At 43.1% G+C, this 20,992-nt stretch carries 14 protein-coding genes, 2 tRNA genes, 3 rRNA genes and 1 other annotated feature; of the genes, 3 read left to right on the top strand and 16 right to left on the bottom strand.

From position 1 onward, the window contains the following. Positions 1-42: 42 nt before the first annotated feature. From IQ283_RS23580 to IQ283_RS23550, 7 genes are all read right to left on the bottom strand, one after another. Complete coding sequence (locus IQ283_RS23580; RefSeq protein WP_194222570.1) at positions 43-1,305, bottom strand: hypothetical protein; 1,263 nt, start codon at positions 1,303-1,305, stop codon at positions 43-45. 183 nt (positions 1,306-1,488) lie between these two features. Further along, positions 1,489-1,564 (bottom strand) — tRNA-Arg (locus tag IQ283_RS23575). Between the two features lie 106 nt (positions 1,565-1,670). Next, positions 1,671-2,828 carry a homogentisate 1,2-dioxygenase gene (locus tag IQ283_RS23570; RefSeq protein WP_194222569.1) on the bottom strand — a complete coding sequence of 386 codons (1,158 nt, stop codon included), beginning with the start codon at positions 2,826-2,828 and terminating at the stop codon, positions 1,671-1,673. Next, positions 2,791-3,720, bottom strand: coding sequence for a fumarylacetoacetate hydrolase family protein (locus IQ283_RS23565; RefSeq protein ID WP_194222568.1), 930 nt, complete (start codon positions 3,718-3,720; stop codon positions 2,791-2,793). The genes IQ283_RS23570 and IQ283_RS23565 overlap by 38 nt, the downstream gene beginning before the upstream one ends. A gap of 5 nt (positions 3,721-3,725) precedes the next feature. Then, entirely contained in the window at positions 3,726-4,355 is a 630-nt protein-coding gene (locus IQ283_RS23560; RefSeq protein WP_194222567.1) for a flavin reductase family protein, read from the bottom strand. Between the two features lie 42 nt (positions 4,356-4,397). Next, positions 4,398-5,504 carry a 4-hydroxyphenylpyruvate dioxygenase gene (gene hppD, locus IQ283_RS23555; protein WP_242057460.1) on the bottom strand — a complete coding sequence of 369 codons (1,107 nt, stop codon included), beginning with the start codon at positions 5,502-5,504 and terminating at the stop codon, positions 4,398-4,400. A 215-nt stretch (positions 5,505-5,719) separates the two neighbouring features. Then, positions 5,720-6,916, bottom strand: coding sequence for a cation:proton antiporter (locus IQ283_RS23550; RefSeq protein WP_194222565.1), 1,197 nt, complete (start codon positions 6,914-6,916; stop codon positions 5,720-5,722). Between the two features lie 182 nt (positions 6,917-7,098). On the opposite strand from IQ283_RS23550, the gene IQ283_RS23545 reads away from it, so the two are divergent. Together IQ283_RS23545 and IQ283_RS23540 are read left to right on the top strand one after the other, a co-directional pair. Continuing rightward, positions 7,099-7,740 carry a deoxynucleoside kinase gene (locus IQ283_RS23545; protein WP_194222564.1) on the top strand — a complete coding sequence of 214 codons (642 nt, stop codon included), beginning with the start codon at positions 7,099-7,101 and terminating at the stop codon, positions 7,738-7,740. Further along, positions 7,737-8,405, top strand: coding sequence for a deoxynucleoside kinase (locus tag IQ283_RS23540; protein WP_194222563.1), 669 nt, complete (start codon positions 7,737-7,739; stop codon positions 8,403-8,405). Before IQ283_RS23545 ends, IQ283_RS23540 begins: the two co-directional genes overlap by 4 nt. A gap of 135 nt (positions 8,406-8,540) precedes the next feature. Here IQ283_RS23540 and IQ283_RS23535 read toward each other — a convergent pair. The 6 genes from IQ283_RS23535 to guaB all read right to left on the bottom strand — a co-directional run bounded on the left by IQ283_RS23535 (position 8,541) and on the right by guaB (position 15,180). After that, positions 8,541-8,633, bottom strand: a tRNA-Ser gene (locus IQ283_RS23535). A 213-nt stretch (positions 8,634-8,846) separates the two neighbouring features. Then, positions 8,847-10,121 (bottom strand): serine--tRNA ligase, encoded by a 1,275-nt coding sequence (gene serS, locus IQ283_RS23530; RefSeq protein ID WP_194222562.1) that lies wholly within the window; start codon positions 10,119-10,121, stop codon positions 8,847-8,849. Positions 10,122-10,218: 97 nt separating this feature from the next. Beyond that, positions 10,219-10,423 (bottom strand) — a binding site (T-box leader). A gap of 66 nt (positions 10,424-10,489) precedes the next feature. Next, positions 10,490-11,083 (bottom strand): pyridoxal 5'-phosphate synthase glutaminase subunit PdxT, encoded by a 594-nt coding sequence (gene pdxT, locus IQ283_RS23525; RefSeq protein WP_194222561.1) that lies wholly within the window; start codon positions 11,081-11,083, stop codon positions 10,490-10,492. A 72-nt stretch (positions 11,084-11,155) separates the two neighbouring features. Beyond that, entirely contained in the window at positions 11,156-12,043 is an 888-nt protein-coding gene (gene pdxS / locus IQ283_RS23520; RefSeq protein WP_098445637.1) for a pyridoxal 5'-phosphate synthase lyase subunit PdxS, read from the bottom strand. 187 nt (positions 12,044-12,230) lie between these two features. After that, positions 12,231-13,547: a D-alanyl-D-alanine carboxypeptidase family protein gene (locus IQ283_RS23515; protein WP_194222624.1), complete on the bottom strand. Its 1,317-nt coding sequence runs from the start codon at positions 13,545-13,547 to the stop codon at positions 12,231-12,233. A gap of 175 nt (positions 13,548-13,722) precedes the next feature. Further along, positions 13,723-15,180 (bottom strand): IMP dehydrogenase, encoded by a 1,458-nt coding sequence (gene guaB, locus IQ283_RS23510; protein ID WP_194222560.1) that lies wholly within the window; start codon positions 15,178-15,180, stop codon positions 13,723-13,725. 116 nt (positions 15,181-15,296) lie between these two features. On the opposite strand from guaB, the gene IQ283_RS23505 reads away from it, so the two are divergent. After that, entirely contained in the window at positions 15,297-16,262 is a 966-nt protein-coding gene (locus IQ283_RS23505; RefSeq protein ID WP_194222559.1) for a YaaC family protein, read from the top strand. Between the two features lie 471 nt (positions 16,263-16,733). Here the strand turns inward: IQ283_RS23505 and rrf are convergent. The 3 genes from rrf to IQ283_RS23485 all read right to left on the bottom strand — a co-directional run. Further along, a 5S ribosomal RNA gene (gene rrf, locus IQ283_RS23500) occupies positions 16,734-16,850 on the bottom strand. Between the two features lie 117 nt (positions 16,851-16,967). Next, a 23S ribosomal RNA gene (locus IQ283_RS23495) occupies positions 16,968-19,897 on the bottom strand. Between the two features lie 234 nt (positions 19,898-20,131). After that, a 16S ribosomal RNA gene (locus IQ283_RS23485) occupies positions 20,132-20,992 on the bottom strand; the annotation flags it as partial.

Below are 20,992 nucleotides of genomic sequence, written 5' to 3'. Positions count from 1 at the left end.
CACCTTTACGTTGCTTTAGCTTGCATTTTTTAACAATGAGCATTACTCATTCGGAGGTTTGATTAACCAGTTTGTTGTCACATACACGGGGAGATTCGTTAATTTAACCTGAATTATTTCAGACCGCTCATAAAACCCACGGTCAATCTTAAACGTCAATCGATCTTCTTCATCCCCAAGTAATCTCAAGTGACGTTTCTCATTCCTCTCATTGACGGCTTCTATCAAGATCTGATCTTTATACAACAAATTTAAGGAAAGACCTTCCGTAGCAATTTGATTCACTAGTAAGTGAAATGTAACTCCATGATCATCATAATAGAGAGTCTCCTTAACAATTTCAGCACCATACATCGTAGTGATAGGTTCATCTACTCGATACGTGTAAGTCGATTCTTTAATCTGCTTATAAATTTCATATTGATTCGGATCAACTTCGAAAATGATTTCTTTTAAAGATGCGCCAATCAGCCCATAGAATTGGATGGCTTCGGGTAGCTCGGTTCCACTTGGAAAAGATACTGAGTATTGACCGCTGATCTCTTCTACTATTAGCGGCGCTATCTCTTTTTCATTGGTTGAGATCTTCAAATCCATTTCAACGATTTTTGAAAGAGGAGAATTGATATTTAGTATGAGACGACTATCAGAGGGCGTCTTCTCCCATTGAGAAACAGTTACAATTGTTTCTACAAATTTCTTTGTTTCATTTATTTGTCTTGTGATCTTTTCTTCCTTTTCGTACTCATAAGACACAGGCACTTCAACGGTAGCATATCGCTTTCCACTTACAATTGCTTTTAGTGCTCCATTCCATTTTTGAAGAGGCTCGTTTGTCTCAGAATGAGTAAAAGCTTGAAACGTTCCCTTCATATAATAGTCATCTTCAAACAGTACACCTTCACCTGTTTCAACGAGTTCCAATACAGATGCTTTACCCGAACCATCTTCCATCTCAAGTTGATCAATTTTAGGGAGATCTTCTCTATCTCTTGTTATGACAAACTTACTATCCGACACATCAACATGATAGAAAACAAAGACATTGGGTCGAGAGTACCAGAAGCTATCCACGTTTATTTTAAAATCTTTTGGTAGTGAAGGACCTTCATATGCTTGATAATCTCCTGACTTTATTGCTAGTTTAAGTCCAGGAGTGATGCTTTTAAAGTAAGGGACGATATCATCAGCCTTTTCCACAGTTAAAACGTCATCGGAAATCTTCTTTTCCTTTCCGATAAATGTAAACGTGATAAAAGCTGCTCCTAAAAGAACAATGAGCATAAACCATTTACGCTTCCCCATCATCAGCTCACTCATTTCCAGTGAATCGTTCGTTACTCTTTCGCTAAATGGATTGGTGTTTCCTTTTATGAAGTTGGCTTTATAAATAATAGGGTTGAAGTAAAAAAGAAGGAAATGAATAATTGAAGAAAATAGAGGGTAAAAAGAACAAAATAAAAAACCCTTATCATATAAGGATTTAAATGGTGGCCCCGAGAGGAATCGAACCTCCGACCTGCGGTTTAGGAAACCGTTGCTCTATCCCCTGAGCTACGGGGCCGAATGAATAACATTATACATGAAAATACATAAAAGCAAAAGCATCGTGCAACATAATCATCGCGTGATCAAGTGATCACGCGACTGCCGTTCATTTCCCCAATTCGTTATTCTGTGACCCAGCTTTTCATATAATTCTCATCTTCATATTGCTGAACGTGTTCAATGACCTTAAGTGGTCGGAATGTATCGATCATCACAGCAAGCTCAAGCGTTTCTTTTTTGCCGATGCTTGCCTCAATTTTTCCTGGATGCGGACCGTGTGGGATACCTGAAGGATGAAGGGTAATCGACGCTTCCTCAATACCTTTCCGGCTCATGAAATTCCCCTCAACGTAGTAAAGCACTTCATCACTATCAACGTTACTATGAAAATAAGGTGCTGGAATGGCGTCTGGATGATAGTCATAGAGCCTTGGCACAAAGGAGCAGACGACAAAATTATGACCTTCAAAGGTTTGATGCACTGGTGGCGGCTGATGCACTCGCCCTGTAATCGGCTCAAAATCGTTGATATTAAACTTCCATGGATAAAGGTAGCCATCCCAGCCGACAACATCAAGCGGATGATGATCGAACATATGGCGGTGCAACCCCCCACGTGTTTTCGTTACTACTTCAAACGATCCTTTTTTATCAAAAGATAGAAGACGATCTGGCCCGTTGAAATCTCGTTCACAGAATGGACTGTGTTCCATCAGCTGTCCATATTCGTTTCGATATCTCCTCGGAGTCGTAATGGCACTGTTTGCTTCTAAAACCAACCAGCGATTATCCTCCCCTTCTGGAATAACGCGGTAAATGGTTCCAATTGGCATGACAATATAGTCGCCAGCTTCATAATAGACTTCCCCAAACATCGTCTCGATTTTCCCTGAACCGTGATGGATAAAGAAAAGCTCATCTCCATCCCCATTGCGATAAAAGTAATTCATTGTCTTCGTAGGATTCACGATCCCGAGAATCACATCTTCATTCCCTAGGAAATAACATCGATCGACAACCGCATCACCTTTTTTGTCGCACTGTGCTGTTCGGAAATGACGATGGCGAAGGGCGCTTTCTGTCTCATACTCTGGTGCTATATTCTTTAGAAAGGTCGCATCTGTCACCGCTGTTGGAAAATGGTGATGATACAAGATCGATTGAATACCCGAAAATCCTTTCGTTCCCATCACTTGTTCCCTGTATAAGGAACCATCTTCTTTTTTAAACGTTGTATGTCGTTTAGAAGGAACCTCTCCCATTTTTCGATAGTAAACCATACTCTTCCTCCTCCCCCACGACATTTGAAAGCGTGCCAAGGTTCGTAATAGCTAAATCAACTTTATCGCCGGACTGTAGAAAGATACGATCTGTCTGTTCAAGAATACACCCGCTTCCCACCGTGCCTGAACCGAGTACTTCTCCAGGATATAAAGTAACATTGCGGGAGGCCTGTTCAATGATCTCACCAAAGGAATAGTACATATCTTTCGCATTTCCCAAGGAATAACGCTCGCCATTTACGAATGCCTCCATTTGTAAATCAAGCTTCCCATGTTCCATAGGAAGCTCATCAATCGTTACTAGAAAGGGACCGAAGGAAGTAGCAAAATCCTTTCCTTTCGCTGGACCTAGGCCGACTTTCATTTCTTGTGCTTGAAGATCACGCGCACTCCAGTCATTCATAATCATAAAACCGAAAATGTAGTCTTTCGCCTGATTTGCTTTTATGTTGCGCCCTTCTTTTCCAATGACGCATGCAATTTCTAATTCATAGTCTAGCTTTTCACATGCTTTAGGTCGTAGAATTACATCCCCTGGTCCTTTGACCGCAAGATGATTTGAAAAATAGAAGACCGGAAGCTCATACCATTCTTGCACAACACCAAGCCCTCTTTTCCCTCGTGCAGTGACCACGTGTTCTTCAAAGGCATAAAAATCTCGGATGCTCAGTGGACGCGGAAGAGGCGCATATAGAGTAACGTTTTCGAGTTCATAATCACCATTTATACATGCTTCAATAAGCGGTTGATAACGCGGGTAGTCGACAATGATCCTCATGAGATCTTCTGGAATAACACCATTAGAAGCCTCATGTAATCCGATAATACGCGAGTCCTTATAAATACCAGCTTGTCTTCTACCCTCTACTTCGAAAGTAACGAACTTCAACGGCCTCAGCTCTTTCCATCAGGAGATGTTTTTCGTCTCAATGTAAATGTATCTGTTATAGATCTCGTATACTCCTGACCCGCTAAACGCCCAACTGGTTGGAGCATCTCCGTATCTATCTTGCCATCTTTATATAACTCATCACGCACGTGAACCATCACAACTTTTCCGATAACGAGACTACCTGAGCCTTCATGATCACCAAACTCAACGATTTGATCAAGAACACATTCGAGCTGAACGTCACTCTCCTTCACTCTAGGAGGACGAATTAGCTCACTTTCTACTTTTGTAAGTCCAGCCTCCAGAAATTCATCCTTACCTTTTGGAAAAGGCGTAGCACACTCATTCATTTGTTCAGCAATTTTCTCACCAACGATATTGATCACAAACTCCTTTGATTCTTCAATGTTTAAGAGCGTATCTTTCTTATCTCCTGCACCAGCCTTTCGCATCGGAGAAAAGCAAACCATCATAGGAACCGCACATATCCCTGTAAAAAAGCTAAAAGGAGCAAGATTCGTCTCACCGCTCTTATCTATACTGGATACAAAAGCAATCGGCCGGGGGAGAATAGATCCAATCAATAATTTATAGGAATCTTTCCATGCTAACGTATTCGGTTGAACTTTCATGATAAAGGCAACTCCTTCTTAAAGCAGATTGAAGATAATCTTCTATAAGTTGCCTCTTCGTTCCTGCTCTCGTTCAATCGCTTGGAACAACGCTTTGAAGTTTCCTTCTCCAAATCCTTTCGCACCCTTACGCTGAATAACTTCAATAAATAACGTTGGTCGATCGACAACAGGTTTTGTGAAAATTTGAAGTAAGTACCCTTCGTCATCACGGTCCACTAAAATTTTTAACTCGCGTAGTTTGCTTATCTCTTCATCAATCTCACCTACTCGCTCAGTAAGCGCATCATAATAATCATCTGGTGTTTCAAGAAACTCAACTCCACCCTCACGAAGTTTTGCAACTGTATCAACAATATCATTCGTCAGGACAGCAATATGCTGCACACCAGGACCATTGTAATAATCGAGGTATTCTTGAATTTGTGATTTACGTTTCCCATTTGCAGGCTCATTGATCGGGAATTTAATGCGTCCCCCATTGTGCATCACTTTCGACATTAACGCAGAGTACTCTGTGCTAATGTCTTCATCATCGAAATGAATCATTTGCTTAAAGCCCATCACATTCTCATAGTAAGAAACCCACTCTTCCATTGATTCCACGTTCCCAACGCAGTGGTCGATACCAAGTAACCCCGTTTCCTTTGAAGGGATTTTCCCTTCAAACTTCTTAAACCCAGGAAGAAAAAGCCCGGAGTAGTTTTTTCGTTCAACTAATGTATGAATGGTATCACCATAAGTACCAATAACCGCCATCTTCACTACGCCATGCTCATCTTTATATTCTTTCGGTGGACTTAGTTCAATCGCTCCTCGCTCAGCAGCTTCTTTGTAAGCGTTATCAATATTCTCTACAGTAAGAGCGATATCCTTAACGCCATCTCCGTGCAATTTGACAAACTCCGCAATTGGGTGATCATTCGACAGTGCACCTGATAAAACAAGACGAATGTTATTTTGCTGCAGCACATAAGATACTTTTTCACGATCCCCTGTTTCAAGCCCTGAATAAGCTACCGGCGTAAATCCAAACGCCTTACAAAAATAGTGACTAGCCTGTTTCGCATTTCCAACATAAATCTCCAAATAATCCACATCACGCACCGGGAAAAAATCAGCCGTTTCCTGTTGATTTTGATTCATCATTTGCTCCTGCACAATCATCCCTCCAAATATAGTTTGTCACTCAGCTTAAACGTATAGTTTTTTTCCAAACATTTCAAGAACATATGCTAAAGCCATAACGCAGTAAATGAAAAGCGAAGACGAGCGTTTAGAAACGGCGCCTTCTCTATATCGTGGAAATAAATGCAGTTTTCGCGGGAAAACTAAAATATCGCAGAATTCGCTTACACCACAGCTCATTTCGCTTTTTTCTCAAAATAACTAGACATCGGATAGATCGTCACGCTTTGAAAAACAAGAGATAGCAACACAGCCCCAAACGTGAGAGAGATAAGTGTACTATCTCCTGAACCATACTCAGATTCCAAACTTAGAAGAAGTGCAACCGACATCGTTCCCCGTATGCCGGACCAGGTAACAAGCGAAATGTCTTTCCAATTAAATTCATTACGCCAGGCTGTAAATGATTTAATAATACCTGCAAGCACAAGGAAACGAACAACTACAGATGCGAGAAAGATCAATCCTGCAAATACCCAGTAGTTAAAATCAAGATAGTTTGTTGATTCAATCCCTATTAATAAAAAAATCAATGCGAGAATACTTGGCTCAACAACTTCCCAGAAGCTGTTAAGGTATTCTCTATAGTGTGATTCTTTAATAAAGCCATCAAGTTCATATGAAAGCATGATTCCAGCTGCAACGACGGAGAGAACTCCTGACACACCAAGATTTTCTGCTACATAAAAACTTCCATAAGCGAGCACGATACTTAGCATCACCTGATATTGTCGCTGGTGTGTAAAAGAAATGGCTCGACAGACAATCCAACTAAATATCGCTCCGATCGCAATTCCTCCAATTGACACAAGAGCAAAGTCATAAATAAACGAGCTAATAGAAAAGCTCTCATCACCAAGATACATGCCAGCGAACACTGTAAAAAGAACGATACTCGTTCCATCGTTCACCATCGATTCACCTTCGACCACATCTGCTATCTTTGGATCTTTTGAAGCCTGCTTTAAAATCGAGACCACAGAGACGGGATCAGTAGGTGTAAGAATAGAAGCAATTAATAAAGCCCCAACAAATGATAATGAAAGGAACGGCCCGCTCATAATAAATAATAAACTACCGAGGAGGAGAGCACTCAATAGTAATCCCAGCGTGCTTAATGCGGCAATAATACCCGCGTGCTTTTTTAGATGAGCAAACGGAAACTGATACGCAGAAATAAAAAGAAGAGCAGGTAGAAACCATTCAAAGATAATGTCTTTCGTTATATGTACGGAGCTGAAGAACGGAAGAAAAGAAAGTCCTATTCCTAAACCTAATAAGACCAGTGGTGCAGGGAAGTTTTTTTGCTTTTTATCAATCGTATAAACTAAATAACCGATGAACAGTAAAATTAAGATCTGATTAGAATCCATGATTTCACTCCTTTGTATTAGTGTCATTCCCTACTCCATTTAGGCTTCAAACAGGCAGGCTTTATTTACCTCTAACTTGCTTCCTTTAACCCTGTCAACAGTTCGTGGTGTATGCTACAATAATCTTTGTCTATTCAAAGATAAGCAAGGTCTGCTATAGGAAACGACGGAGGAGGATACGTATGAACCAGACCCCATTTATTGCCGTCGAAGGCCCCATCGGAGTTGGAAAGACCTCCCTATCTCGAGCAATTGCTGCTCATTATCAATTTGAACTTTTTCAAGAAATCGTAGAAGAGAATCCCTTTCTCGGTAAGTTTTACGACAACATTGAAGAGTGGAGCTTCCAAACCGAGATGTTTTTTCTCAGCCATCGATACAAACAGTTAGAGGAAATGGAGAAGCATCATTTATCAAAACAGCTTCCCGTTATTTCCGATTACCACATCTTTAAGAATAAGATATTTGCCCAACAGACACTTAGTGACAAGCACTTTTCTAAATATATGAAGATTTATGACATTCTAACCGAAGGAATGCCCGAACCGAACGTCATTATCTATTTAAATGCTAGCCTTGAAACGCTGCTTAACCGTATTTCACAACGTGGAAGACAGATTGAAAAAAGCATCGATCCCGCTTACCTTGAGCGTCTTTCATCTGACTATGAACGGTTTATGCAAGAATTTGAAGCACATCATCCTGATATTCCTGTGCTCCGTTTCAATGGTGATGAGATGGATTTTGTGTCCAATCAAGATGATTTACACACCATCTTCCAATCCCTCGAAAAAACATTGAAAGAAGGAGACCCTGTTAAATGAATCTCAGAGAAAAATACAACATCCCACAGGATGCCGTCATTACAATCGCTGGTACGGTAGGCGTCGGGAAGTCTACCATTACGAGCTCACTTGCTAACGCCTTACAATTTAGGACTTCTCTTGAAAAAGTAGATAACAATCCATATTTAGAGAAATTCTATAATGACTTCTCACGTTGGAGCTTTCACTTGCAAATTTACTTCCTTGCTGAGCGCTTTAAAGAACAGAAGAGAATGTTTGAATATGGTGGAGGATTTGTTCAGGATCGTTCCATTTATGAAGATACAGGCATCTTTGCAAAAATGCATTATGAAAAAGGAACAATGTCAGCTGTTGACTATGATACTTACACGAATCTGTTTCAGTCTATGGTGATGACGCCTTTCTTCCCCCATCCTGATTTAATGATCTATCTTGAAGGATCATTTGATGATGTCGTTGATCGCATTAAAGAGCGTGGCCGTCCGATGGAGCAGCAAACGCCAACTGCTTATTGGGAAGAAATGTATGAGCGCTATACAAATTGGATTGACAGTTTCAATGCCTGTCCAATTCTCCGCTTAAATATCAATGAGTATGATCTAGTTAACGACCCATCCTCTGTTGAACTTATCTTAAAGCGTATTGAACAGAAATTTCAACAAATCCCTTCTTTAAGTAGATAATCTAAAAAAAGCTATCCGTTGGATAGCTTTTTTCTTATCGTAAAATATGAGTACATAGAAAAAACCGCTGTCGGCGATGACAGCGGTCGAAATATAATCTCCAAATTATATGCGCGTTGGTTATTAATTAGTAAATGGAGGAGGAAGAGGGATTCGAACCCCCGCGGGCGACTAAGCCCCTGTCGGTTTTCAAGACCGATCCCTTCAGCCAGACTTGGGTATTCCTCCGTGTGAAGAAGTTATTAACTAACTGCGACAAGTAATATAATATCATCGTCTTATAATAATGTCAACGATATCTCAAAACTTTTTTAAAAGAATTTGAATTACTTACTTATGTTGATCATTTCAGTTAAACCGCGCCGAAAATCAACACCCCTTACTATACACGATTATATCCTAAAAATAAAGAGCAGAGATGCCTCTGCTCTTTATCATTTTCTATTTAATGATTTCACGACCACCCATGTATGGACGCAGAACTTCAGGAACAATTACAGAGCCATCTTCTTGTTGATAGTTCTCTAAGATTGCAGCAACTGTTCTTCCGATTGCAAGACCAGATCCGTTTAACGTATGAAGGAATTCTGGCTTACCGTTCTTTTCTCGACGGAAGCGAATACCTGCGCGACGTGCCTGGAAGTCTTCAAAGTTACTGCAAGAAGAAATTTCACGATATGTGCCATAGCTTGGAATCCAAACTTCAATATCGTATTTCTTTGCTGCTGTAAATCCAAGATCACCTGTACACATGCTCATCACGCGGTAAGGCAGGTTCAACAGCTGTAGGACTTTCTCTGCGTGGCCAGTCAGCTTTTCAAGTTCATCATAAGAATCTTCAGGCTTAACGAAGCGAACAAGCTCTACTTTGTTAAACTGATGCTGACGAATCAGCCCACGTGTATCACGACCAGCAGAACCAGCTTCAGAACGGAAGCAAGCACTATATGCGGTGTAAGCAAGTGGAAGATCTTCTCCGTCCATAATTTCATCACGATGAAAATTTGTAACAGGAACTTCCGCTGTCGGAATTAAGAAATAGTCTTCTTCCCTAATTTTGAACGCATCTTCTTCAAATTTAGGTAACTGACCAGTCCCAGTCATGCTCTCACGGTTCACAAGGTAAGGAGGCAGAATCTCTTCATAGCCATGCTCTGATTCATGTAAGTCCATCATAAAGTTAATCAATGAACGTTCAAGACGAGCTCCAACACCTTTATAGAATGCGAAGCGACTACCCGTTACTTTTGCAGCACGTTCAAAGTTAATAATATTTAGATCAGTTGCGATATCCCAGTGTGGCTTCGCTTCAAAAGCAAAATCATTTTTCTCTCCCCACGTACGGATTTCGATATTATCGTCTTCCGTCTCACCAACAGGTACACTGTCATGCGGAATGTTTGGAATTTGAAGAAGAATTTGCTCAAGCTCGGTCTCAACATTGCGAAGCTCTTCATCCATTGTTTTAATCTTATCGCCAACTTCACGCATTTCTTTAATAAGGTGATCAGCATCTTTCTTCTCACGTTTAAATGCTGCCACGTTTTTAGAAGCTTCATTCCGCTGTCCTTTTAACTGTTCTGTTTCAGCGATAAGGTCTCTTCTTCGCTGGTCAAGCTCTTCAAAACGATCAAGACCTACTAGATCTTCCCCACGCTTAGATAGCTTTACTTTTACTTCTTCAAAATTCTTACGCAAATACTTTAAATCGATCATGCTTTTTCCTCCTTTTTTAATGAACAATAAACGAGTTAACGGAAGGGATAGTGGTGTAGAGACGTGTATTTAAATACAAAAAAGCCCCCGTCCCCTATAAAGGGACGAGAGCTACCCGCGTTGCCACCCTGATTGCAGACGATTGTCTGCCTCTTAACAGAATAACGGTCTGCTCCGAGAAAGCCTACTTCATTCAGCATTCTACTCAGGGATGGATTCACAGGGTTCAATGATCGATTCGCACCACACATCGACTCTCTTGGCATTGAACATCTATTACTAATTCCCGTCAACGTTTTCGTTTATCATTCGTCTTATGCAGAAAAAGAATTCTCTTCTTCTTGGTACGTAATAATTTACACGAAAAATTACTCTGTTGCAAGTCCTTCTTTCTTAAACTCCAAAACCATATCAATAAACATCTGATGCATGCGATCATCATCTGTTAGTTCTGGATGGAAGGCACACGCAAGAAAACGTCCATGACGTGCAGCTACGATTTTTTCATTAAACGTAGCAAGCACTTCAACATCTTCTCCAACTTCTTCGATATACGGAGCTCGAATGAAGACACCGATAAAGTCATCTTCTAATCCTTTAACAGGTAATGGCGCTTCAAAGCTTTCGCGCTGACGTCCGAATGCATTTCTTTTTGCTTTTACATCCATAACACCAATATGCGATCCGTCTACTCCTTCAATATGCTTTGAAAGCAGAATTAGCCCAGCACATGTACCGAAAATAGGCTTCTCAGCTGCAAAAACTTTAAGTGGCTCTAAAAATCCATATTGATCAATTAATCGACGCATTGTCGTACTCTCTCCACCAGGTAGTACGAGGCCATCTAAATCCTTGAGTTGCTCTACTCGTTTCACAACAATGATTTCTGCTTCTTTTGTTTCAAGTGCTTTCACGTGTTCTCGGATTGCACCTTGCAGTCCAAGGACCCCAACTCTCACCATACTTCTCTCGACTCCTTCTCTTTATCTAAGTAAGAACCCCACCTTATGTTGCACAGGTGGGGGATCAATGTTTTACCAGCCGCGCTCTTGCATACGGTCTGATGGCTTAAGTGAAGAAATTTCAATACCTGGCATTGCGATACCAAGGTTCTTAGAAATATTCGCGATCAATTCATAATCCTGATAGTGAGTTGTTGCTTCCACAATAGCTTTAGCAAATTTCTCAGGATTATCCGATTTGAAAATTCCAGATCCAACGAAGACGCCGTCAGAACCAAGCTCCATCATTAGTGCTGCATCTGCAGGAGTTGCGATGCCACCAGCAGCAAAGTTAACAACCGGAAGACGTCCAAGCTCTTTAATTTGAAGAAGAAGCTCAAATGGCGCCTGAAGGTTTTTCGCTTCAGTCATCAGTTCGTCTTCAGACATGCTTGAAATTTTACGAATTTGGGATTGAATAAGACGCTGATGACGTACAGCTTCAACAACGTTTCCTGTTCCAGGTTCACCTTTCGTACGAAGCATTGCAGCACCTTCACCTACGCGGCGCAGTGCTTCACCAAGGTTACGCGCTCCACATACAAACGGAACAGTGTACTTGCGCTTATCAAGGTGGAATTCTTCGTCAACTGGAGTAAGAACTTCACTTTCATCAATGTAGTCAACGCCCATTGATTCAAGAACGCGTGCTTCTACAATATGACCAATACGGCATTTTGCCATTACTGGAATCGATACGGCATTCACAACATCCTCTACGATTGTAGGATCAGCCATACGCGCTACGCCGCCTGCTGCACGAATATCAGATGGCACTCGTTCTAGTGCCATTACTGCTACTGCACCAGCTTCTTCTGCAATCTTAGCTTGCTCTGCATTGACAACGTCCATAATCACGCCGCCCTTTTGCATTTCAGCCATACCACGTTTTACACGATCTGTACCTGTTTGTTGATTCATCTATATTCCTCCCATATCTATACTTAGAAACGTCTTTGTTACACGACATCTATCAAACGCTTTTATTGTAACATTTTTTCATGACTTGTCCTATCACATGTGCAGTGATTTCATAAAAGATTTAGAAAAATACTCCTCGATGAACGCATCGAAGAGTATTTTTTCCAAGTATACTTGATATTATTAATTAAAACAGACCTTTCACTGCATCTGCTACGCTAGTCCATACACCAGAGAAGAAGCCACCAATCGCTCGCATAGTAAGTGTAAACCAACCTGCTTTTTCAACAGATTCAGTTGCTACAAGAGGTACTGAAGAACCCTTGTCACCTGTTATGTAACCGAAGTCTTCACCGGTTGATTTTAAGACGACTTTTCCAACTTGATCGCCTTCTTTAATTGGTGCAGTTAGTTCTCCATCTTCTGTTAGAAGAGATTGATCGTATTCATAGTTTAGTTTAAATGGTTCTTTCGTATTCTTCACTGTTACTGCATTGAAAGATTCTCCTGCAGCGACCCCAACTTCTTTCTCCTTACCTTTGACAACTTTAACCGTGGAATTACCATCAGCTTTATCACCTTTAGTAACGATTGTTTGGGACTGGAATTGATCAAATCCATAGTTCAGAAGCTTAGCTGTTTCTTCAAAACGAGCTTCATACGAATCAGTTTTCATAACAACAGAAATTAATCGCATATCACCTTGTTTAGCTGTTCCTGTAAAAGCAAATCCAGCAAGGTCTGTAGAGCCGGTCTTGAGACCATCTATGCCTTCTACTTTGTATTTATTAGCATATACAAGTGAAGGAAGAAGCCAGTTCCAGTTCTTCATTGTAATTTCATCATCTGTACCTTCGCGGAATTTCTTTTCTGGAGTACTAGTGGTTTCTATTACTTCAGGAAAATCTTTAAGAAGGTTATAAGCAAGAAGTCCAGTTGAACGAGCGGACATCATGTTCTCTTCATCAGGGTCTCCAGCAGGATGATTACCAAGTAGGTCTTTGTTGTTCAGCCCTGAACTATTAACAAACTTATATTCCTTCATACCCATTTCTTTTGCTTTTGCATTCATCATTTCGACAAACTTCGCTTCTGTTCCAGCAACGTGCTCAGCCAGCGCCATTGTGGCAGCATTTGCAGAATAAATGGCCATTGCTTCATATAATTCCTTAACTGTATACTGTTCACCCACTCGAAGTGGTACGTTTGAAAGAGAACGATTCTGTGATAGCTTTTGGATCGTATCACTTACTGTAACTTTTTCATCCCAACTTATTTCGTTTTTATTAATTGCTTCAAGTACTAAATATTCCGACATCATCTTTGTCATACTTGCAGGTGAGAGCGTTAATTCAGGATTTTTCTGATATAAAATCTTTCCTGAATTTGCATCAATTAAGATTGATGCTTCTGCTTTGATGTCGGGCGCCTCTGCAGCTTCTGCAGTATTGCCTCCACCAAATGTTCCTGCTAGTAATAATACCATCGCCATGGTTACGATCATGGCTTTCAAACCAAGGTTTCTCAACCCCTACACCTCCAAATAAGTCTCACATAACCGCTATTCTATCACACCTAAAATTAAAAAAATAGATAGAGGAAAGTCCCCCTATCTACTTTTCGAACGTATTAAGCTATTTTTGTCACACACCTGTTATAACTTCAGTCTAAAGCACTATTTAAACAGAGTAATTTGGTGCTTCTTTCGTAACCTGAACATCGTGTGGATGACTTTCGCGAAGGCCTGCACCCGTAATTCGAACGAACTGGCTATCTTCACGAAGTGAGTTAAGTGTTCTTGTCCCACAGTAACCCATTCCAGAACGTAAGCCCCCGATTAACTGATGAATTGTATCAGTTAGTGGTCCTTTGTAAGGAACACGTCCTTCAATTCCTTCAGGAACGAGTTTAGACATATTTTCCTGGAAATAACGATCTTTACTTCCCTTTTCCATTGCTCCAATCGAGCCCATTCCACGGTATACCTTAAACTGACGACCCTGATAGATTTCACGTTCGCCTGGACTTTCATCCACACCTGCAAGGATACTACCAAGCATCACTGCGTGTCCACCTGCAGCGAGCGCCTTTACGATATCTCCAGAGAACTTAATGCCACCATCAGCAATAATACTAATACCATGTTTGCGTGCTTCTGTTGCACATTCATACACCGCTGTGATTTGAGGTACACCAACACCAGCAATAACGCGAGTCGTACAAATTGAACCAGGCCCAATTCCTACCTTCACAACATCGGCTCCGGCTTCAATTAACGCTTTAGTCCCCTCAGCAGTTGCGACATTACCTGCGATAATTGGAAGATCAGGGTAGGCACTCTTGATTTCACTCACCTTTGTCATAATGCCTTCTGTATGACCGTGAGCAGAATCTAATACAATAACGTCAACACCAGCCTCCACTAGTTTTTCAACTCGCTTCAGAGCATCTGTTGTATTCCCTACAGCAGCGCCAACTAGAAGACGTCCTCTGCTGTCTTTAGCAGACTGAGGAAACTGAATAACTTTCTCAATATCTTTAATTGTTATAAGACCTTTAAGTGTTCCATCATCATCAACCAACGGAAGCTTTTCAATGCGATGCTTTTGAAGAACTCGCTCAGCCTCTTTTAATGTTGTGCCTACAGGAGCTGTTACAAGATTTTCTTTTGTCATAACGTCTTTAATTTGTATAGAGTAGTCTTCAATAAAACGAAGGTCACGATTAGTAAGGATACCAACGAGCTTGCGTTCCTCATTAACAATCGGAACACCGGAAATACGATACTTGCCCATCAGATGTTCAGCATCGAATACTTGATGTTCTGGTGTGAGAAAGAAAGGATCAGTAATAACACCACTTTCAGATCGTTTAACACGATCAACGTGTTCAGCTTGTTCCTCCATCGACATGCTTTTATGAATAATACCTAATCCACCCTGTCTTGCCATCGAAATAGCCATAGGTGCTTCAGTTACTGTATCCATACCAGCACTAATAATCGGTACATTTAATTCAAGATCTTTCGTTAATTGAGTTTTCACCGATACTTCTCTTGGTAGTACATCGGAAAAAGCTGGTGTTAATAAAACATCATCGAAGGTTAACCCTTCTTTAGCGAATTTTGTTTCCCACATCCCTTTCATCCTCCTCTAATCGAATTGTCCGAAATTTTATTAGTAGCTTATCAATTGGTTAAACTACTGTCAAGAAAGATAGAATAAGTTTGAATAATCAAACATGGAGGGCTCCTATGGGATATTCTGGACATTATCATTCAAACAACTACGCATATCAATCAGCCTCATATGTTCAGCAATATTTAAAGGAATGTTATTCTAACATCGAACTTCCGGATGCCGAACGTAAAAGCTACGATTCCTGTTATCGATTTATGTATTTTATCGAATATGGCGAACGCTATTATCGGCATGCTTCAACTGCTGATGCAGAGCTAAAACCTATCCTTCTTTTTTATGGGATGATTCAACTGTTAAAAGCTTGTCTTATTACAATTGATCCAAATTATCCGGGTGACACACATGTTCTTGCACACGGCGTTACGTCTCGAAAAAGAAAAAAACGCCATTATGCTTTCTTGCAAGATGAAGTAAAAGGTCAAAAAAATGGACTCTTTGAATACTTTTCAAGGAAAATGTTTCATGTGAAACAGGTAGAAGGGGAGAAATATAAAATGGAAGATCTTCTTACCCTTATACCCGAAGTTTGCCCATTATTTGAGAAGCTGACTCGTAAAGTAACGAGCTATAAAATGATTTCTCTTACCTCCACTTCTTTCACTATTCAGGCAAGTATTCTTGATACGTTAAATATGACTGCAGAACGTTTTGAATCCTACCTTCAGCAGCATGGGGATACTTCAATAAAAGTTCTTACTCATAATCGTGATTTCATTACTTTGCAGTTCAAGGAAGACCCCGTCGCAGGTTTACAGAGGCGCCCCTTCCTATATGATAGGAATACTCTTTACCTCCCGGCAGAACGTAGTCAGTACAATCCTATTGCTGAGGTAATGGCTCACTATCTAATTTTATATAACCTCAGTATGATTTGCCGATACGAGACAGAATGGTGGGGAGATCTTTTTCATACTCAGGAGTCATTAGATCTACCTTTTATTCTACAATTTCTTGAAGTAACTTCTGAAAAAATACCGCATTTGCTATATGAGTTTTTAAATAAGAGAGGTAAAAGTTGATCGCAGTACGTTGGTAATGTAAAAAGAGTTGAAACAGGTAGTTCGTATTTATTCGACGAACGTGGTGGACCTAGGTATTCAGCTAGGTCATACACACCGAAAAAACCATACAAAAAAGCGAGAAACCCTCAGGTCTCTCGCTTCTCCTAGTTGCCCAGCAACGTCCTACTCTTGCAGGGGGAGATCCCCCAACTACCATCGGCGCTCGAGCTTAACTTCCGTGTTCTCATACGGGGCGCGATAAGCGGCGAACTTCGCCAGCTGCGCGATGCCAGATCCTCATGGATCTCACGAATATCCACTCCGGTCTGACATCACTTGCTTCCTCGAATTTCTTGCTTCTCCCACCCCTACGAAGCTTTCGAAGAAGTTTTTGATTGTCTTTCCTGCAGCTTTTTCTCTTACGAGCTTTCAACATTTTTTGAATACAAAAAAGTGAGAAACCCTCAGGTCTCTCGCTTCTCTTATGTTGCCCAGCGACGTCCTACTCTTGCAGGGGGAGATCCCCCAACTACCATCGGCGCTGAAGAGCTTAACTTCCGTGTTCGGCATGGGAACGGGTGTGACCTCTTCGCCATCATCACTAGACTAACAGGATGTTAGCCGTTCGGTGTTCACCACAGGACGTGGTGGCACTTAATCGAACTTCCTTATTTCAGGTGTTCCCTGAAAACTAGATAGCACGCACAACGTTTTCCAATTTAATCGGTTAAGCCCTCGATCGATTAGTATTCGTCAGCTCCACGTGTTGCCACGCTTCCACCCCGAACCTATCTACCTCATCATCTCTAAGGGATCTTACCAGCTTAATGCTGTGGGAAATCTCATCTCGAGGGGGGCTTCATGCTTAGATGCTTTCAGCACTTATCCCTTCCACACGTAGCTACCCAGCTATGCTCCTGGCGGAACAACTGGTACACCAGCGGTGTGTCCATCCCGGTCCTCTCGTACTAAGGACAGCTCCTCTCAAATTTCCTGCGCCCGCGACGGATAGGGACCGAACTGTCTCACGACGTTCTGAACCCAGCTCGCGTACCGCTTTAATGGGCGAACAGCCCAACCCTTGGGACCTACTTCAGCCCCAGGATGCGATGAGCCGACATCGAGGTGCCAAACCTCCCCGTCGATGTGGACTCTTGGGGGAGATAAGCCTGTTATCCCCAGGGTAGCTTTTATCCGTTGAGCGATGGCCCTTCCATGCGGAACCACCGGATCACTAAGCCCGACTTTCGTCCCTGCTCGACTTGTAGGTCTCGCAGTCAAGCTCCCTTGTGCCTTTACACTCTGCGAATGATTTCCAACCATTCTGAGGGAACCTTTGGGCGCCTCCGTTACACTTTAGGAGGCGACCGCCCCAGTCAAACTGCCCACCTGACACTGTCTCCGCACCGGATCACGGTGCTGGGTTAGAATGTCAGTACAGCCAGGGTAGTATCCCACCGACGCCTCCATCGAACCTGGCGGTCCGACTTCTATGGCTCCTACCTATCCTGTACAAGCTGTACCAAAATCCAATATCAGGCTACAGTAAAGCTCCATGGGGTCTTTCCGTCCTGTCGCGGGTAACCTGCATCTTCACAGGTACTATAATTTCACCGGGTCTCTCGTTGAGACAGTATCCAAGTCGTTGCACCTTTCGTGCGGGTCGGAACTTACCCGACAAGGAATTTCGCTACCTTAGGACCGTTATAGTTACGGCCGCCGTTTACTGGGGCTTCGATTCAGAGCTTCTCCCGTAAGGGATAACCCCTCCTCTTAACCTTCCAGCACCGGGCAGGTGTCAGCCCCTATACTTCGCCTTACGGCTTTGCAGAGACCTGTGTTTTTGCTAAACAGTCGCTTGGATCTTTTCACTGCGGCTCCCCTGGGCTATAAACCCGAGGAAGCACCCCTTCTCCCGAAGTTACGGGGTCATTTTGCCGAGTTCCTTAACGAGAGTTCTCCCGATCGTCTTAGGATTCTCTCCTCGCCTACCTGTGTCGGTTTGCGGTACGGGCACCTTTTTCCTCACTAGAGGCTTTTCTTGGCAGCGTAGAATCAAGGACTTCGGTACTAAATTTCCCTCGCCATCACGACTCAGCCTTCACGGTGAACGGATTTGCCTATTCACCAGCCTAATCGCTTGGACGCGCATTTCCAGCAGCGCGCTCTCCCTATCTTTCTGCGTCCCCCCGTCGTTCAAACGGAAAGGAGGTGGTACAGGAATATCAACCTGTTATCCATCGCCTACGCCTTTCGGCCTCGGCTTAGGTCCCGACTAACCCTGAGCGGACGAGCCTTCCTCAGGAAACCTTGGGCTTTCGACGGACAAGATTCTCACTTGTCTTTCGCTACTCATACCGGCATTCTCACTTCTAAGCGCTCCACCAGTCCTTTCGGTCTGACTTCACAGCCCTTAGAACGCTCTCCTACCATTGTCGTAAGACAATCCACAGCTTCGGTGATACGTTTAGCCCCGGTACATTTTCGGCGCAGCGTCACTCGACCAGTGAGCTATTACGCACTCTTTAAATGATGGCTGCTTCTAAGCCAACATCCTGGTTGTCTAAGCAACGCCACATCCTTTTCCACTTAACGTATACTTTGGGACCTTAGCTGGTGGTCTGGGCTGTTTCCCTCTCGACTACGGATCTTATCACTCGCAGTCTGACTCCCGCGGATAAATCGTTGGCATTCGGAGTTTGACTGGATTCGGTAATCCGGTAAGGACCCCTAGTCCAATCAGTGCTCTACCTCCAAGATTCTTGCCGCGAGGCTAGCCCTAAAGCTATTTCGGAGAGAACCAGCTATCTCCAGGTTCGATTGGCATTTCACCGCTACCCACACCTCATCCCCGCATTTTTCAACATGCGTGGGTTCGGGCCTCCATTCAGTGTTACCTGAACTTCACCCTGGACATGGGTAGATCACCTGGTTTCGGGTCTACGACCACGTACTATTTCGCCCTATTCAGACTCGCTTTCGCTGCGGCTCCGCCTTCTCAGCTTAACCTTGCACGGGATCGTAACTCGCCGGTTCATTCTACAAAAGGCACGCTGTCACCCATTAACGGGCTCCAACTAGTTGTAGGCACACGGTTTCAGGTTCTTTTTCACTCCCCTTCCGGGGTGCTTTTCACCTTTCCCTCACGGTACTGGTTCACTATCGGTCACTAGAGAGTATTTAGCCTTGGGAGATGGTCCTCCCGGATTCCGACGGGGTTTCACGTGTCCCGCCGTACTCAGGATCCGTCTCGGAGGGCATCGGATTTTGACTACAGGATTGTTACCTTCTCTGATGGACCTTTCCAGGTCGCTTCGTCTATCCGTGCCTTTGTAACTCCAAAGAGACGTCCTACAACCCCAGAGGGCAAGCCCTCTGGTTTGGGCTGATTCCGTTTCGCTCGCCGCTACTCAGGAAATCGCGTTTGCTTTCTCTTCCTCCGGGTAATGAGATGTTTCAGTTCCCCGGGTCTGCCTTCCATTCCCTATGTATTCAGAAATGGATACCATCCTATTAAAGATGGTGGGTTCCCCCATTCGGAAATCTCCGGATCAAAGCGTACTTACAGCTCCCCGAAGCATATCGGTGTTCGTCCCGTCCTTCTTAGGCTTCTAGTGCCAAGGCATCCACCGTGCGCCCTTAGTAGCTTAACCTTCGATTTGTGTGGCGTAAGCCATCACGCATCAGTTATTACTAAGTTATTGCATAAAAATAATTATTGGATGTCGTTGTTTGTGCTATCTAGTTTTCAAGGAACAAGGCTACTACTTGAATCCGCCTAAGCTTCATCACTTCACCTATTTTGAAAGAATAAATCATTCTTTCAAAACTAAACGAAACGCTCATGTAAGGTTGGTAACGTAAGTTACCTTCGTAATTCTCCATAGAAAGGAGGTGATCCAGCCGCACCTTCCGATACGGCTACCTTGTTACGACTTCACCCCAATCATTTGTCCCACCTTCGGCGGCTGGCTCCATAAAGGTTACCCCACCGACTTCGGGTGTTACAAACTCTCGTGGTGTGACGGGCGGTGTGTACAAGGCCCGGGAACGTATTCACCGCGGCATGCTGATCCGCGATTACTAGCAATTCCGGCTTCATGCAGGCGAGTTGCAGCCTGCAATCCGAACTGAGAACGGCTTTATGGGATTCGCTTCACCTCGCGGTGTTGCTGCCCTTTGTACCGTCCATTGTAGCACGTGTGTAGCCCAGGTCATAAGGGGCATGATGATTTGACGTCATCCCCACCTTCCTCCGGTTTGTCACCGGCAGTCACCTTAGAGTGCCCAACTAAATGCTGGCAACTAAGATCAAGGGTTGCGCTCGTTGCGGGACTTAACCCAACATCTCACGACACGAGCTGACGACAACCATGCACCACCTGTCACTCTGTCCCCCGAAGGGGAACGTCCTGTCTCCAGGATTGTCAGAGGATGTCAAGACCTGGTAAGGTTCTTCGCGTTGCTTCGAATTAAACCACATGCTCCACTGCTTGTGCGGGCCCCCGTCAATTCCTTTGAGTTTCAACCTTGCGGTCGTACTCCCCAGGCGGAGTGCTTAATGTGGTTAACTTCAGCACTGAGGGTGGAACCCCCCAACACCTAGCACTCATCGTTTACGGCGTGGACTACCAGGGTATCTAATCCTGTTTGCTCCCCACGCTTTCGCGCCTCAGCGTCAGTTACAGACCAGAGAGCCGCCTTCGCCACTGGTGTTCCTCCACATATCTACGCATTTCACCCGCTAC

Origin of the sequence: Pseudalkalibacillus hwajinpoensis, assembly GCF_015234585.1 — a bacterium.
Classification (GTDB): domain Bacteria; phylum Bacillota; class Bacilli; order Bacillales; family Guptibacillaceae; genus Guptibacillus; species Guptibacillus hwajinpoensis_B.
The sequence above is the reverse complement of the archived record's forward strand: the minus strand, read 5'-3'. Positions and strand labels throughout refer to the sequence as shown.